The 15,159-nt window shown below is 62.7% G+C and carries 13 protein-coding genes and 1 pseudogene; 8 read left to right on the top strand and 6 right to left on the bottom strand.

Annotation, left to right across the window (positions count from 1 at the left end; genetic code table 11):
- Positions 1-111: 111 nt before the first annotated feature.
- The 3 genes from MPC4_RS20475 (at position 112) to MPC4_RS20485 (ending at position 3,977) form a co-directional block, all read left to right on the top strand.
- Positions 112-2,085 carry a L,D-transpeptidase family protein gene (locus MPC4_RS20475; protein ID WP_174514167.1) on the top strand — a complete coding sequence of 658 codons (1,974 nt, stop codon included), beginning with the start codon at positions 112-114 and terminating at the stop codon, positions 2,083-2,085.
- Between the two features lie 170 nt (positions 2,086-2,255).
- The gene (locus MPC4_RS20480; RefSeq protein ID WP_174514168.1) at positions 2,256-3,299 is read left to right on the top strand and encodes an Ntn hydrolase family protein; all 1,044 of its coding nucleotides are present in this window, start codon (positions 2,256-2,258) and stop codon (positions 3,297-3,299) included.
- A 177-nt stretch (positions 3,300-3,476) separates the two neighbouring features.
- Positions 3,477-3,977, top strand: a complete 501-nt coding sequence (locus MPC4_RS20485; protein WP_210253698.1) for a sugar O-acetyltransferase — start codon at positions 3,477-3,479, stop codon at positions 3,975-3,977.
- A gap of 142 nt (positions 3,978-4,119) precedes the next feature.
- Here the strand turns inward: MPC4_RS20485 and MPC4_RS20490 are convergent, their stop codons facing one another.
- From MPC4_RS20490 to MPC4_RS20510, 5 genes are all read right to left on the bottom strand, one after another.
- The gene (locus MPC4_RS20490) at positions 4,120-4,647 is read right to left on the bottom strand and encodes a chromate transporter (RefSeq protein ID WP_174514170.1); all 528 of its coding nucleotides are present in this window, start codon (positions 4,645-4,647) and stop codon (positions 4,120-4,122) included.
- 7 nt (positions 4,648-4,654) lie between these two features.
- Positions 4,655-5,248, bottom strand: a complete 594-nt coding sequence (locus MPC4_RS20495) for a chromate transporter (protein ID WP_174514171.1) — start codon at positions 5,246-5,248, stop codon at positions 4,655-4,657.
- Positions 5,245-6,084 carry a hypothetical protein gene (locus MPC4_RS20500; RefSeq protein ID WP_174514172.1) on the bottom strand — a complete coding sequence of 280 codons (840 nt, stop codon included), beginning with the start codon at positions 6,082-6,084 and terminating at the stop codon, positions 5,245-5,247. Before MPC4_RS20500 ends, MPC4_RS20495 begins: the two co-directional genes overlap by 4 nt.
- A 113-nt stretch (positions 6,085-6,197) precedes the next feature.
- Positions 6,198-6,803, bottom strand: a complete 606-nt coding sequence (locus MPC4_RS20505) for a TMEM175 family protein (RefSeq protein WP_244629134.1) — start codon at positions 6,801-6,803, stop codon at positions 6,198-6,200.
- 53 nt (positions 6,804-6,856) lie between these two features.
- The gene (locus MPC4_RS20510; RefSeq protein ID WP_134490406.1) at positions 6,857-7,573 is read right to left on the bottom strand and encodes an MgtC/SapB family protein; all 717 of its coding nucleotides are present in this window, start codon (positions 7,571-7,573) and stop codon (positions 6,857-6,859) included.
- A 748-nt stretch (positions 7,574-8,321) separates the two neighbouring features.
- Between MPC4_RS20510 and MPC4_RS20515 the strand changes: the two genes are divergently transcribed.
- Positions 8,322-9,956: an NRAMP family divalent metal transporter gene (locus MPC4_RS20515; protein WP_174514173.1), complete on the top strand. Its 1,635-nt coding sequence runs from the start codon at positions 8,322-8,324 to the stop codon at positions 9,954-9,956.
- 64 nt (positions 9,957-10,020) lie between these two features.
- On the opposite strand, the gene MPC4_RS20520 is transcribed toward MPC4_RS20515, so the two are convergent.
- Positions 10,021-10,908 (bottom strand): branched-chain amino acid aminotransferase, encoded by an 888-nt coding sequence (locus MPC4_RS20520; protein ID WP_174514174.1) that lies wholly within the window; start codon positions 10,906-10,908, stop codon positions 10,021-10,023.
- A 305-nt stretch (positions 10,909-11,213) separates the two neighbouring features.
- Here MPC4_RS20520 and MPC4_RS20525 point away from each other — a divergent pair, with 305 nt between their 5' ends.
- From MPC4_RS20525 to MPC4_RS20540, 4 genes and pseudogenes are all read left to right on the top strand, one after another.
- Positions 11,214-11,765 carry a MarR family winged helix-turn-helix transcriptional regulator gene (locus MPC4_RS20525; RefSeq protein ID WP_425312512.1) on the top strand — a complete coding sequence of 184 codons (552 nt, stop codon included), beginning with the start codon at positions 11,214-11,216 and terminating at the stop codon, positions 11,763-11,765.
- Positions 11,766-11,957: 192 nt separating this feature from the next.
- On the top strand, positions 11,958-12,695 hold the full coding sequence (locus MPC4_RS20530; RefSeq protein WP_134490400.1) for a response regulator: 738 nt from the start codon (positions 11,958-11,960) through the stop codon (positions 12,693-12,695).
- An 83-nt stretch (positions 12,696-12,778) separates the two neighbouring features.
- Positions 12,779-14,140: an ATP-binding protein gene (locus tag MPC4_RS20535; RefSeq protein ID WP_244629135.1), complete on the top strand. Its 1,362-nt coding sequence runs from the start codon at positions 12,779-12,781 to the stop codon at positions 14,138-14,140.
- Between the two features lie 113 nt (positions 14,141-14,253).
- Positions 14,254-14,895 (top strand): annotated as a pseudogene (locus MPC4_RS20540) (IS1595 family transposase); the annotation flags it as partial.
- Positions 14,896-15,159: the final 264 nt, after the last annotated feature.

Consider the following 15,159-nt stretch of genomic DNA (forward strand, 5'->3'; position numbering starts at 1 on the left):
ATCGCCCACATCCAGCGGAGAGGGCGATCGCCCGGCTCGCCGCCTGCTGCGCGCGGCGATAATCTGATGAGGTCGTTTGCGACGATGCGCCGGCAAATCGGGACAGCCAGTTTGACAAGCGCATCGGCCTTGGCGCTGATGATCGCTCTTGTGGCTGCGCCAGTGCGCGCGGCGAATGCTGACGCCGCTGGCGGCGTGGCGGCGCCCGTCAATTTGCATGTCCAGGGCCAAAGCTCAGGCGAAGCCGTCTCACAGCCGAGCCGGCGGCGTGCGAAACCCGCTTTTTTGGCCCGGTCCGCCGCATGGCGCATCGCCAAAAAGCCCGCGCCCGAAGCCTTCGCCGCCCTGGCGCAAGTCAAGAGGCTGCCGCTGCCGGCCGTCGACTCGCCGCAGCCTCCCGCCGCGCCGGAGTACGATGACCAGCCGGCGCCCGTCATCCCAGCCCTTCCCGAAAGCATGAACCCGGCGCAGGCCGCCCCGACTGAGGGGCCCGGCGACGCGCAAGGCGCGCCAGACGCGACGGAAATGACGGGTCCGCCGCCGGCGGCCGATGCCGCGCCGGTCCCCGCGGACACGCCGGCGCCGGCCGGGCCGGTCGCAGCGCCGCCGCTGGCGCCGCTCAATGCGGCGGTGAAGGCGGCTCTCGAAGCGCAGCTGAAACTTGATCGCGACCATTTCCCCGGCGCGTCGCGCCGCAGGGAGCATGAAGCCGTGGCGGCGTTTTACGCGGCGCGCGATTTCGCGCCGCTCTGGTCGCACGCGGGCGCAGCCGACGCCGAAGTGGCATCGACGCTGCAGCGGCTCGACCGAGCAAGCGAGGACGCTCTGACGATCAAGAGCCTGCCGGTCCGTTACACGGCCAGCGGCTCCGACGAAGAAGTCGCCAACGCCGACATCGCCTTGAGCGAAGCCGTCGTCGCCTATGGCCGGCAGGCCAGCGGCTCGCGCGTCGATCCCCATGCGATTTCGCCGCTCATCGGGGCGCGGCCGGAGCTCGCCGACCCCTCGCTTATTCTGGCGATTGTGTCCTCCTCCGGCGCCGATGCCGGCGCCGCGCTCAAAAATTTCAATCCGCCACAAAAGGGCTATGCGGCGTTGCGCGCCAAACTGGCGGAACTGCGCGGTCAGCGCGCGCCCGTCGCGCGGCGCGCCATCATTCCGGCCGGGCCGACCCTCAAGGTCGGGATGCGCGATCCACGCGTGCCGCTGATCCGCGCAAGGCTCAGCCTTGACGGCGAGATGGAAGAGCCCGACGAAGAGCTCGTCTATGACACGAGAGTGGCGAGCGCCGTCGCGGATTTTCAGAAGGCCAATGGCCTGCCGGGCTCCGGCCGGTTGACCGCGCGCACCATCGCGCTGCTTTCAGGCGGCGAGCCGGCGCAGCTCGAAGCGGAGATCATCGCCAACATGGAGCGCTGGCGGTGGATGCCGCGCGACATGGGCGACAGCCGGATCGAGGTCAATATTCCTGATTTCGAGGTCACCGTCATCGAAAATGGCGAGGTGGTGTCGCGCAATCGCGTCGTCGTTGGCAAAGAAGCGACGCCGACGCCTATCTTTTCCAACAAGATGCAGTTTCTGATCGTCAATCCCTATTGGAACGTGCCGCAGTCCATCATCAAAAAGGAGATGATGCCCAAGCTGGCGGCAAACCCCGGCTATCTGCATAGCCTTGGCTACGAAACCATCTGGAAGGGCGGCAGACTGACGGTGCGCCAGCCGCCGGGCGAGCGCAACGCGCTCGGGCGCATCAAATTCATGTTCCCGAATGATTATGCGGTCTATCTGCACGATACGCCTTCGCGGGCGCTCTTCGACACGGCCAAGCGGGCCTACAGTCATGGCTGCGTGCGGGTCGACGATCCGTTCCGCTTCGCCGAGGCCGTGCTCGGCAAGGGCTGGAGCGAGGATCACGTCAAAAAGCTCATCGGCGGCAAGGAGCGCTACGTCAATCTGGCGAAGCCGCTGCCGATTCACATCGAATATTTCACCGCCGAGGTCGACGAGTTCGGCCGGCTGCAATTGCGCGACGACGTTTATGGCTATTCGCATAAGGTCAAGGCGGCGCTGGGCCTCGAGGGATAGTCTTCGGGGCCGCGGCGTCGATGCGTCCTGCCAGAGGCTCCGTTGGACAAGTGAATGCGGAAGCGCGACACTCTTCGCGGCGGATGCGGCGGGAGAACGCAAATGCGTGAGGATGCGATGGCGGCGAACATCGTGGCGCCCAGAACGCCCGGCGGTCCATGAGCTCCGGGATGGCGGCCGTTCCCGTCATCGATGTCGGCGACGGCGGCCCCGCGCGTCACGCGGCCCTGTCGCCAGCCCGCGCGCGCGCTCTGCGCGATGATTGCCTTGGCTCATTCCCCCGCACGGCGGCGGCGTTAGCGCCCGCACTGGACGGAGCCGCGCGCCGCTGGATGACGCGGTCACGCTCGCCCTATGTGGCGGAGATCGCGAAAATCGCGGCGACGCTGGGCTTTTCCGGCGTCTGGTTGCTCAACGGCTCGTATCAATGGGGCTGCACAGCGCTGGCGCGCGAAGAGCATGGAGCGCCCTGGCTCGCGCGCACGCTCGATTGGCCTTTCCCCGGGCTTGGGCGCTATGCGGATGTGGTCCGCTCCGAGGGGCCCGCGGGCGAGTATTTCAACGTCACCTGGGCTGGCTATGCGGGCGTGCTGACGGCGATGGCGCCGCGCCGGTTCGCCGCCTGTATCAACCAGGCGCCCATGTGGCGCCGCACCCGACATCCGTGGCTGCGCCCCTATGATATGGCGGCAAACGCTGTTCATACCTGGATCAATATCCGCTACATGCCGCCGGATCAGTTGCTGCGCCGGGCGTTCGAGGCGTGTGAATCATATGCGGCGGCCAGGGAGGCGCTGGAAAAAACGCCGGTGGCGCGGCCTGTCATTTACATGCTCATCGGCTGCGCCGAAGGCGAGCGCTGTGTGATCGAGCGAACCGAGACCGGCTTTACGACGCGGGAGGATGAGACGAGCGCGGCCAATGATTGGGCGCCGCCGCATCCGATGTGGGAGGCGCGCATCGCGGCCTCGCATTTTCTGACGTCCACCTTCGCGCAGGCCGCCGAGCGATGCGGCGCCCGCCGCGCCGCGCTCGCTGCCTGGAACGGGCTTTTGTCCGACGCTGGCCTCGATTGGGTGAAGCCGCCTGTGCTCAATCCCTACACAAGGCTCGCCGTGACGATGAGCCCGGCGCGCGGCGCCCTGCGCGTCGCGGGCTATGAGGCGATCGGCGGCGGCTTGCCGGAGCAGGTCACCCAATTGTGCGAGATTTAAGCGCGGCGGCGGGCAACGACCGGGAAGGGTGGATTCCGGCCCGTCTGCTTTACAGCTATAGCTTGGTGAGACTCGGCGTGGCCGCTATGCGCCATCACTTGGCAGGCGAGAAAAGAACTTATGGCTAGGGCCGTCTTAACCAAGATAATACACCGGAGAACGCCGGAATCAGCGGCCATGCTGGCAAATACCAAACGGGCGATGGCGATCACCGCTAGACTCAACCGTTTGACCTTCAACGATGCAGAAGAAATCCGAGCCGTGTTCAGCGAACTCATCGGCAAAAAGGTAGATGATAGCTTTTTACTCATCCCGCCCTTCTATACTGCTGACGGAGACGAAATCCGAGTAGGGCGCAATGTCTTCGTAAATCAAAACTGCACTTTTTATGGGCTTGGGGGCCTCGACATCGCGGATGACGTGATGATCGGGCCGAACGTGAGCATCATCACGTCGGGCCATCCCATCGAACCTTCCCAGCGGCGAGCCTTCGTGATCGCAAAGCCTATCGCGATTGAAAGAAACGTATGGATCGCAGCCGGTGCAACGATCATCGGCGGAGTGACGGTAGGCGAAAATTCGGTTGTCGCGGCGAGTTCGATAGTCACCAAGGACGTTCCCCCGAATACCTTTGTCGGAGGAAATCCGGCGCAGGTCATTCGTTCGATCGGAGACTGAGGGAGTATTCCCCAAGGGGGTCGAGCCTGACTGTCGCGTTTATGAGTTCACGACCTCAAGCGGAAGCGCATTCCGCTCTTTAAGCCTTTGTTTTACCGCATGATGTGGGCCCGAAAAGTCTGCAACTTTTCGGCGTCATGCTCTAACGGAGCGCTGCGAGGCCGATGAGGCCCCCGGCGAGGATGAACAGCGATGGGTTGACGCGCTTGACGAAGGCGACGCCAAGGAAAACTCCCGCCGCGAGCGCGACCGTCGTCGCGCCGTCGATCGCCGTGCGCCCGATGGATATGACGCCGGCCGTCATCAGCCCGACGACGAGCGGCGCCATGCCGTCCTGAAGCGAGCGGCGCCACGGCGAACCCTCGAAATGATCCCAGATTCGCGACCCCGCGAAGGAAATGAGGCCCGCCGGCAAAAAGAAGCCGAGAAAGGCGAGAAACGCCCCGAAAAATCCGGTGACGTGATAGCCAATCACCATGACCATCAGCATGTTTGGGCCGGGCGCCATCTGGCCGAGGCCGTAGATGTCGCGGAACTGGTCGTCGGTCAGCCAGTGATGGCCATGCACCACCAGCGCCTTCATCTCCGGCAGCACCGCCGAGCCGCCGCCGACCGCCAGCACCGATAGAAGCGAGAAGACGGCAAAGACGCTGAGATTGGGACTTCCCATTGCGCTGCTACTCCGGCGCGGTTTTGCTGTCGTCGGCGCGGTGCGGCCGGTAGATGACGACGGCGAGCGGTCCGACGGTCAAAATGACGATCAAAAGAGAAATATGGAACGCGCTCACCATGACGACGGTGAGGATGATGATGGCGAGGTCGATGGGGCGCCCGAGTTGCTTGCGTCCGATCTGCAGCGTCACCGCCGCGAGCATGCCGACGGCGGCGGCGCCGACGCCGACGAGCGCGGCGTTGACATAAGGGTTGCCGGCGTTCGACGCGTAGAGCACGCCGAGCGTCATCACCAGCGCCGCGCCTGGCAGCGTCATGCCGAGGAAGGCGAGAAGGGCGCCGGCGGGGCCGCGAAGCCGGTCGCCGACGATGATGCTCATATTGGTCGCGTTGAGGCCCGGCAGCGCCTGCGCGATCTCGAGCGCCGAAAGGAAGCGCTCCTCGTCGAGCCAGCCGCGCTGCGTCACCAGCGCCGCGCGCAGATAGGCGACGACTCCGCCGCCGAAACTCGTCGCGCCGATGATGAGGAAGGCGAAAAAGATCTCGCGCAGCGGCGCCGGAACCGTTGGGTTCGAGCGATCGGCCAGCGTCTTTTTCATTCGTGGCCGCCCGGATCTTTCCGGCCGAGACCGTAGACCACGGCGGTCTTGGTCGTCCCGAGCGCCACCCAATCCGGCGCGTGCGTCTGGACGTCCTTGAAAAAATCCTCCGAGCGCGCCTTGGGCTTGGCGTGGAGGATGTCGTAATTGTCGAACTTTACCTGAAAGGCGAATTCTCCGATGAGCGACGTCTCGGTGGCGCGGTTGCGCCATATCGAGATGGTGGCTTTGGCGGTCATCTCATGGCCGAAATCGAAAGCGCCGACATTGACCTGAACCTCCTGCACCGGCAGGTTGTTGACGAGACTGACCCTGGCGTCGCCGGGCGAGCCCGCGAGCTTGCCTATGCAGGGAAACACCCCGGCGATGTGCTTCAGCCCCTGATCGAGTTCGAGCGCGGGCGTCATCAGCACGCAATTATGCGAATAGAGGCTGCGCATGCCGCCGATCTGATCCTTCAGCGGCAGGATCTCCTCCTTGAATTTGATGGCGGCGTTCGCCTCCATATAGGGCGTGACGTCGACCCCGCTTGCGACCTTGAGGTCCGGGTGGCGGAACTTGAACGTCAGCTCATGGTCCGGATCCGGCCAGCCATCCGTGTAAAAGGTGCGTTTGCGCAGGATGAAGGCGTTTCGATAAAGGTCGGAGTTTTCCGTGTCGTAGAACAGAACTTCCCGGACGTGGCGATGGAAGGCGTCCTTGTAAGTCTCGACGCCGACCTTGTGCAGCTCGGCGACGGCGCAGATCTTCTTCCAGTAGACTTCGAATTGCGAGGGATTGAAGAAGCGCTCCGGGCGCAGCAGGATCTTGTATTCACGATAGTGGATATCGTCCATTTATCCCTCTCTGAAATCGTGCGGCCGGGGCTCGAATCCTGTGTCGCAGAATGATCCTCGCCGGATCAGCGCGCCTTGAACAGCAATTGCTTTCACTTTCAATGCAGCGTTCCCTACCCCTGAGCCAGCTTTTCAATTCGTCGATCGGGGATGAACCACATGGCCGCCACGGCGACATAAAGAGCAATGGCGATCCAGGGCGAGATGAAAGCCAGCGGAATGGCGAGAATATACAGCGTCAGCGACAGATGGCCTTTGCGATCCTCGCCGATGGCCGCGGCGAGCACCGAGTCGGGGCCGTTGCAGGCGATAACTTCGCGTTGCAGCCAGAAATAGCCGATCGCCGCCATCGCCAGCACGACGCCGTAGGCCGCCGTCGGCAAAGCGGTGAAATCGCTCTCGTCCATCCAGCGGATCACGAAAGGCACGAGCGACAGCCAGAACAGAAGGAACAGATTGGCCCAGAGGGCGCGGCCGTTCACGCGTTCGACCGCCTGCATCAGATGATGATGGTTGTTCCAGTAAAGACCCACATTGATGTAGCTGAGGACATAGGCGAGGAAGACCGGCAGGCTCGCCGCGAGCGCCGCGAGATCATGGCCCGCCGGGACCTTCAGTTCCAGCACCATGATGGTGATGATGATGGCGATGACGCCATCGGTAAAGGCTTCCATCCGGCCCTTGGACATGCCGGGCCCCGACTTTTGCGTTTCCGGCATTCCGCCGCCTCCCTTGCTTCCGTTTTGCCGTCTCTGCTTTGCCCGATCAAACCCTATTCGGTCGAGCTCGAAGACCAGCTCGCATAAGAAACCAGCGGCGACTGCTCGAGGGCGCCCGCGACGGCGTCGAGCTCGACCGGATCGACGGCCGTGCTGACCAGCGTCGCGACAATCTCGCTGACCTCGGGCGAGCGCTCGAAAACCTCGATCTGACGCACGGGATAGCTCGCTCTTTCGAGCGCCTCCGCGACAAGGTCGCGGACCTCGCCGACGCCTTCGGGACTTGTCGCGACATGTACTTCATAGGTCGCCTCCGAAGTCAGCTCATCGAGCGGCGCGCGGTTGATAGCGTTGACGAGCGGGCGTAAGGCCGTGTTGCCGGCGAGGACCGCGAGCGTCAGGACGCCAGCCTCCGCCGCGAGCCCGACGCCGCAAAGGGCGCCGACGGCGGCCGAGCACCAGAGCGTCGCGGCGGTGTTCAGGCCGGAAATCTGCGCGCCGTCCTTCATAATGACGCCCGCGCCGAGAAAGCCGATGCCGGAGACGACATAAGCGGCGATCTGCGTCGCGCCGGACTGTCCGTTGATCCGCATGCCGAGCGTGACGAAGGCGGCGGCGCCAACCGCCACGAGCACATTGGTGCGCAGGCCCGCATTGCGCTGACGCCACTGGCGTTCGGCGCCGATCAGGGTCGCCAGCAGGAAGGCGATGACAAGGCTGAGGCAGAGGTCAAGCAGTCTGTCGGCGTCGAAGCCGCGGATGATGGACACGTCACAACCCTTGAAACGAACCGTTGCGCCGGGCGCCGCAAGTGCAAACTATAGCCTCAGTGTTATCAATTGCTAACCGGCGCGACGAATGGCGCGTTTTTTGTGGGTTGACAGACCGCGCCGGAGGCATCATTTCGCATCTATCGCCTGGACATTGTTCCAGCTGATTCTCCACAACGATCGAAAGAGACATGGGCAGTAGAAGCTCGGGCAGTACGGCCGCGGCGTTGCGCTGTGATCCGTCGCCCCACAACGTTGCGAACGTTCACGGGCCGGAATCCCGTGTGAGCGCCAAGGGGCCTTAAGGCCGCCGCCCGCTCGCCGGCCCGGTCCTGGACAAAACCAAGGATTGGAGGCGAGCCATGAAAAAGCTCCCAAACACAATTTTGACCTTTGCTCCGCATGGCGGGGGAGGCTCATCCGGCGCGCGCGGTTCGTACAATGGGACGCGCGCTCGCACGGCGCTTGTCTGCCGCTGGCGGCGCGATCCCCTCTCAGGGCGACTCCACTGCGTCTGGAGCTCCAAAGGCGATGAGAGCGGCCTCGACGAAGGCGCGCGATTATCCACCGCAGCATAGGAGTTCGACGTGAAAGACGGCCCCAGTAGGCCCGTCGCGTTCCTTGAGGCGTGCGGCGGGCGCTCCCATCAAAACCCTGACTTCATCGAATATCGCCGAAAGGCGCGCAGGAGCGTCATAGCCGCGTGAGCGGCCCGCCTCCGCGCCGGCCCGGCCAAGGAGGCTCCCCCATGACGATCCACGTCGCCAACAACCCCGCGCGGTCCGCCGTGCTCGATGAGGCCCATGTCGGCCATATTCGCGGCGCGTTCGGAACAATTCTTCACCATGACACCGGCCCGCGGCGCGGTTGGAAGCGTCGGCTTCAGACCTTGCTCGCGATCCTCGGTCCTGGCCTCATCGTGATGGTCGGAGACAATGACGCGGGCGCATTCGGCGTCTATACGCAGGCAGGCCAGAATTATGGCGTTTCGCTGCTCTGGACGCTGATTTTTCTGATCCCTGTGCTCTACGTCAATCAGGAGATGGTTCTGCGCCTTGGCGCAGTGACTGGCGTCGGCCACGCCCGTCTAATCTTCGAGCGGTTCGGTAAATTCTGGGGCGCTTTCAGCGTCATCGACCTTTTCATCCTCAACGCCTTGACGATCGTGACGGAATTCATCGGCGTCGCGCTGGGCCTTGGCTATCTCGGGCTGCCGAAAGGGCTTGGGGTCGCGCTTTCGGCCGTCGCGGTGATGGGGGCGGTCGGGACCGGAGATTTCCGGCGGTTCGAGCGTTTCGCGCTGACGCTTGTCGCCGGCAGCCTCGTGCTCGTCCCGATTTTTTTCATGGCTCACCCGCCCTTTGGCGAAATCGCCGACGGTCTGTTCGTTCCTCAGCTGCCGGCAGGCGGCAAGCTCAGTGACGTCATGCTGCTGGTCATCGCCATCGTCGGGACGACCGTCGCGCCGTGGCAGCTCTTTTTTCAGCAGAGCTATGTCATCGACAAGCGCATCACGCCCCGCTTCATGCGCTATGAGCGCGTCGATCTTTGGCTCGGCATCGTCCTCGTCGTGATCGGCGCCGCGGCCATGATGGCCTTCACCGCCGCGGCCTTCGCCGGCCGCCCGGAATTTGGCAATTTCACCGACGCAGCCGGCGTGGCGGCGGGACTCAAAGCGCATGCGGGCAAAATCGCCGGCGTGCTCTTCGCCATCGGCCTCATCGATGCGAGCCTTATCGGCGCGGCGGCGGTGTCGCTTTCGACGGCTTACGCCATCGGGGATGTTTTTTCGATCCGCCATTCTCTGCATCGCAAAGTGAAGGATGCGAAAGGATTCTACGCCGTCTATTGCGCGCTGATCGCGATCGCCGCCGCGCTCGTCCTGTCCCCGAATGCGCCGCTTGGTCTCTTGACCAATGCGGTGCAGACGCTCGCCGGCGTGCTTCTGCCAAGCGCGACCGTGTTTCTCCTGCTGCTGTGCAACGACAGGCAGGTCGTTGGTCCGTGGGCCAATTCGCGCGGCCTCAACATCTTCACGGGCGCCGTCATCGTGGCGCTGGTGCTGCTATCGGTGATCCTGACCGCGTCCGTGCTCTTTCCGGACCAGACCAATGAGACGGTGATTTTTGCGATTTTGGCGGGCGGTTCGGCTCTCGCGCTGATCGCCGCTCTTGCATCAGGCGTGCTGAAGCGGCCCCCGGCGGCGACCGAAGATCCAAAGGTCTGGAACCGCGAGATGTGGCGCATGCCGGCCTTGTCGCAGCTTGGCCCGGCACAAATGTGCCGCGCGAGCAAAATCTGGATGATGGTCTTGCGGGGTTATCTCGTCCTGGCGACGGCGCTCGTTCTCGTCAGGATCGTCACGCTCGCCATCGCCAACTGAGCCTGATGGCGCGCGTTCGGGCGGGTGCGGCGGCCTCCACGAAGACCGCCGCGATCGCTCGCGATCAGGCGGCTTTCTGTTTCAGCTGCACCTCGGCGGAATAATCGTCGATCAGCGTGCGCGAAATCGCCGCCGGGGTGAAGCGGTAAGGTCCGATTTCGGAAACCGGCGTCACTTCCGCGCCGGTGCCGCAGATAAAGCATTCCTGGAAGCCGGCGAGCTCCTCCGGCATGATGCGGCGCTCGATCACCTCGACGCCGCGCCTCCGCGCAAGCTCGATGACGGTCTGTCGCGTGATCCCGTCGAGGAAGCAGTCCGCAATCGGCGTGTGCAGCACGCCATTCGAAACGAAGAAGATATTCGCGCCGGTGCATTCGGCGACGCGGCCCTGCCAGTCGAGCATCATCGCGTCGGCATAGCCGCGCCGCTCCGCGCGATGCTTGGAGATCGTGCAGATCATATAAAGTCCGGCCGCTTTGGCGCGGCACGGCGCGGTCATCGGATCGGGGCGCCGATAATCGGCGATGTCGAGCTTGATGCCCTTCATCTTCGTCTCGATGTCGAACATGCTCGGCCAGTCCCAGGCGGCGACGGCGACATGGATCGTCGAATTCTGCGCCGCGACCGCCATCATTTCGCTGCCGCGCCAGGCGACGGGGCGAACATAGCAGCTGCTGAAATTATTTTTGGTGACCACCATCTGCTTGACGGCGTCGAGTTCGGCGACCGAATAGGGAATCTCGAAGTCGAGGGTCTGAGCCGAGGCTCTGAACCGCTCGGAATGTTCGGTCGATTTGAAGATGCGCCCGCCATAGGCGCGCTCGCCTTCGAAAACGGCGGAAGCGTAGTGCAGGCCATGCGAGAGTACGTGCAGCTTGGCGTCCGCCCAGGCGACGAGATTGCCGTCCAGCCAAATAAAGCCGTCGCGCTGATCGAAAGACAAAACCGACATTGATCGCTGTTCCTCTGCTGTGCGTTTCGCGCTCGTGGCCGGGGCCTGCTGGCCTCGCGCTCGCGTTTCCTCTCGGGAGCTTCGTTCATCGTGGCGGGCGATGTAAAGACCACATTATGAGAAAATGCAATTTAATGAAATTTATCGTGATGAGATGCTTTGTCGCGCGCGTCCGCGAAGCGGCGCCCCGGCGCGCCGGACGACAGCGCAGCAGGGAGCCGCGACGATCTGCTCTTTTACATCTATCATATTGACCTATAAGAATTTTGCTGGAATATGGCGAAGCAGATACTGAAGGTGTCAGTGTGGATTCGACGCTCCAGAGGAAGCCAGACTGTGAGAGCGAAGGTTCGCCTTCCGGCGCGTCGGACGCCGCGGCGGGAAACGAAGCTGACTTCGGCCTGATCGAATTGATGTTTTTCGCCTATCGCGATTTTGTCGGCGACGCCGACCATCTGCTCGAGAATTTCGGCCTTGGCCGGGCGCATCACCGCGTCCTGCATTTCGTCAATCGCCGGCCCGGCCTCACAATCGCCGAATTGCTCGACATATTAAAAATCACCAAGCAGAGCCTCAACCGCGTCCTGAAAGATCTGCTCGACCAGAATTATGTCGTTGCTTTCCCTGGCGAAAATGATCGCCGCCAGCGCCGGTTGTTTCCGACGCCGCGCGGCGAATCCCTGGCTTTCGAGGTGGTGCGTTTGCAATCGAAGCGCTTCGCCCGTATTTTCGCCCAATTGCCCGAGGCCGCCCGCGCCGGCGCGCGCGAATTTCTTCTCGCCATGGTCGATCCGGACGAGCGGGAAAAAGTCGCGGCGCTCATCGCTTCTGATGGTCCGAAGCGGGTTTTAGGCTAGCGCATGATCCCGGAAAGTGTCGGACTTTTGGATGGAATTCGTGCTTTATGGCGTTAAGATTTGAGCGTGATCGATTCCGTGCCGAATCATCCCTCTCTCATCAATAAGTGAGAGCATGATGGCGCCCAAAAACCGGTTTCCACTTTTCGGCATCATGCTCAAGCGTCTGCAAATTGGTCGCGAGATGAAACAGTGACTTCAGAGTCCAGCGCCGGATGCGGCGGCGCCCCTGCCGACGACGCCGCGCATCTGCTTGTCGTGGATGACGACCGCCGAATCCGCGCGCTCCTCTCGCGCTTTTTGACCGATCAGGGCTATCGCGTCACGACCGCGGGAGACGCGGCCGAGGCGATGGCCTGCCTCAAAAGCCTCGCTTTTGATCTGATTGTTCTCGACGTCATGATGCCCGGCGAAAATGGCTTTGATTTCGCAACGCGCCTGCGCCAGAACTCAACGGATCTGGGGCGCGTGCCGATTTTGATGCTGACCGCCCGCACCGAGACGCAAGATCGCGTGCAGGGATTTGAGACCGGCGTCGATGATTATCTCGGCAAGCCCTATGAGCCGCGCGAACTCGCCTTGCGCATCGCCTCGATTTTGCGGCGGGCGCAGCCGCGCGCGGCGCCGGGGCCGGTGACGCAGGTTCGTTTCAGCGATTTCTCGTTTGATCTCGACCGCGGCGAATTGCGCCAGCGCGACGAAGTCATCAGACTGACGGACCGGGAGCGCGAGATGCTGCGCCTGCTCGCCGAACATGCCGGCGAGACCGTGCCGCGAGAGGCGCTGGCGGGGTCGGGCGCCGCCGGCAATGAACGCACTGTCGATGTGCAGGTCAACCGGCTGCGCCGCAAGATCGAGCGCGATCCGGCCAATCCGCTGCATCTGCAGACCGCGCGCGGCGCCGGCTACCGCCTGCTGGTCGATCGTTGAGCAGTCTCTCGAAAAAGAGATAGATTTGCGGCGATCGCCTCGTTCCGAGTCGATCCGGACCGCCGATTTTGAGGCCCGCGCTTTTGAGCATTTCCCTTGCCGGCGCCTTTGAGCGGCCCCGCTCCTGGTGGCGCGGGTTCTGGCGCAAGCTCATTCAGATCCTGCCGCAAGGCCTTTACGCCCGCTCCGCGCTGATCGTCATCGCGCCGATGGTGATCCTGCAATGCGTGCTGACCTATGTGTTCATGGAGCGCCACTGGCAGCAGGTCACCAACCGGCTTTCGACCGTGCTGACGCAGGACATTGCGGCGCTGATCGATCTCCATCAGACCTTTCCGGGGACCGACGACAATTTGATGCGGATCGCGCAGGAGCGCCTGCGCATCGACGCTGAATTTCTGCCGAAAGGACCGCTGCCCCCGGCGCTGCCGAAGCCGTTTTTCTCGATCGTCGACGCCGCGCTGTCGAATGAAATCCGACGCCAGATCAGCCGGCCGTTCTGGCTCGATACGGTCGGGCGCTCCAACCTCATCGAAATCCGCATCCAGCTCGACGACGCCATTTTGCGCGTCGTCGCCTATCGCAGCGCCGCCTATGCCTCGAACTCCTATATTTTCCTGCTCTGGATGGTCGGCACCTCTTTTGTGCTGATCGTCGTCGCCACCTTGTTCCTGCGCAATCAGATCAAGCCCATTCTTTCGCTCGCTGGGGCCGCGGAGGAATTCGGCAAGGGCCGCGATCCGGAATTCCGCCCGCTCGGCGCGCGCGAGGTGCGGCGCGCGGGATTCGCCTTCATCGAAATGAAGCGACGCATCGAGCGCGCGATCGAGCAGCGCACCACCATGCTGAACGGCGTCAGCCATGATCTGCGCACGGTTCTGACGCGCTTCAAGCTTTCGCTCGCCCTGATGGGCGACGGCGAGGAAGCGCAGGAACTGCAAAAGGACGTCGCCGAAATGCAGCGTATGCTCGAGGCCTATCTCGCCTTTGCGCGCGGCGCCGCCGGCGAAAGCGCAGTGAAGATCGACATGATCGAATTTCTGGAGGAACTGCGTTTCGACGCCGAGCGCGACGGCTTCGACGTTGCGATCGCCTACAGCGGTGATCCGATGGTGGCGCTGCGGCCCGACGCCTTCAAGCGCTGCCTCGCCAATCTCATCGGCAATGCGGAAAACCACGCTAAACATGTCGCCGTCGAGGCTCTTCGGGACAAGCGTTTCCTGACCATTCATGTCGATGACGACGGACCCGGCATCCCGGCGAAGTTTAGAGAGGACGTGTTCCGGCCGTTCTTTCGCATCGACGAGGCGCGCAATCAGGACATCGGCGGCACGGGCCTTGGCCTTGCCATAGCGCTCGATATCGCGCGCTCGCATGGCGGCGACATCACGCTCAGCGAAAGTTTTATGGGGGGCCTCCGCGCCACGGTGCGCGTGCCGGTGTGAAGGTGGGATTGCGCCACCAGAAACAGTTGGCCAATCGCCTTTTGTTTTGGAGATTATGTACTTTACGCACCACGGAATTTGATGTAGGGTAGCTTCAAGATCGGAGCTACCCAATGTCTGCCCTCTCGAAGCCCTACTTTCACGACGAAGCCAAAGCCTTCGAATATCTCGAAAGTGTGTTGTGGCCGGGGGGGCCGGTTTGCCCGCATTGTGGCTCGATGAGCGGCAAGCATTACGATCTGCGCAAAACCCGCATGGGCCTGCGCAAATGCTCCGATTGTCGCAAGCAATTCACGGTGAAAGTCGGCACGGTTTTCGAGCAGGCGCATATCCCGCTCAACAAGATGTTACAGGCTGTCTATCTGATGACTTCTTCTAAGAAAGGCATCAGCGCGCATCAGCTTCATCGCATTTTGGAAATCACGTACAAGAGCGCTTGGTTTTTAGCGCATCGCATCCGAGAGGCCATGCGCTCTGGCGAGCTTGCGCCTATGGGCGGCGCTGGCGGCGTTGTCGAAATTGACGAAACCTACATCGGCCAAAAAGAGGATATGCCGAAGCGTCGCGGCTACGCCCACAAGCACGTGATCCTATCGCTTGTGGCGCGCGGCGGCACGGTTCGCAGCTTTCACGTTGACGGCACGACCGCCGCTCATCTTGTGCCGATCCTTCGCGCCAATATCGCCAAGGAAACCGCCGTCATGACCGATGAAGCAGGCCAGTACACACACTTGAGCAGGGACTTCGCCAGCCATGGTGGCTCTTGGCGTCGGCGATCGGGATCGCGCGGGGAGGGCTTTAGCAGGCATCACGGGTAAGCGACTGAAATATAAGGGATGCGATTCGCTAAACAGAAATATGTAAGAAAGTCAAGAAGGAAACGATTTTGCCTCTTGACAAGGTATGCGATTCGGCCCCACATACCGTTCAGCGGGTCATCGCACTTCGAAAATCCTAGTCCACCTAGGAGAACGGCTTGTCCGTAGCCTTAACAGGCGTAGAGGTTCGAGGCCCGCGCC

This window comes from Methylocella tundrae (genome assembly GCF_901905185.1).
Lineage (GTDB): Bacteria > Pseudomonadota > Alphaproteobacteria > Rhizobiales > Beijerinckiaceae > Methylocapsa > Methylocapsa tundrae.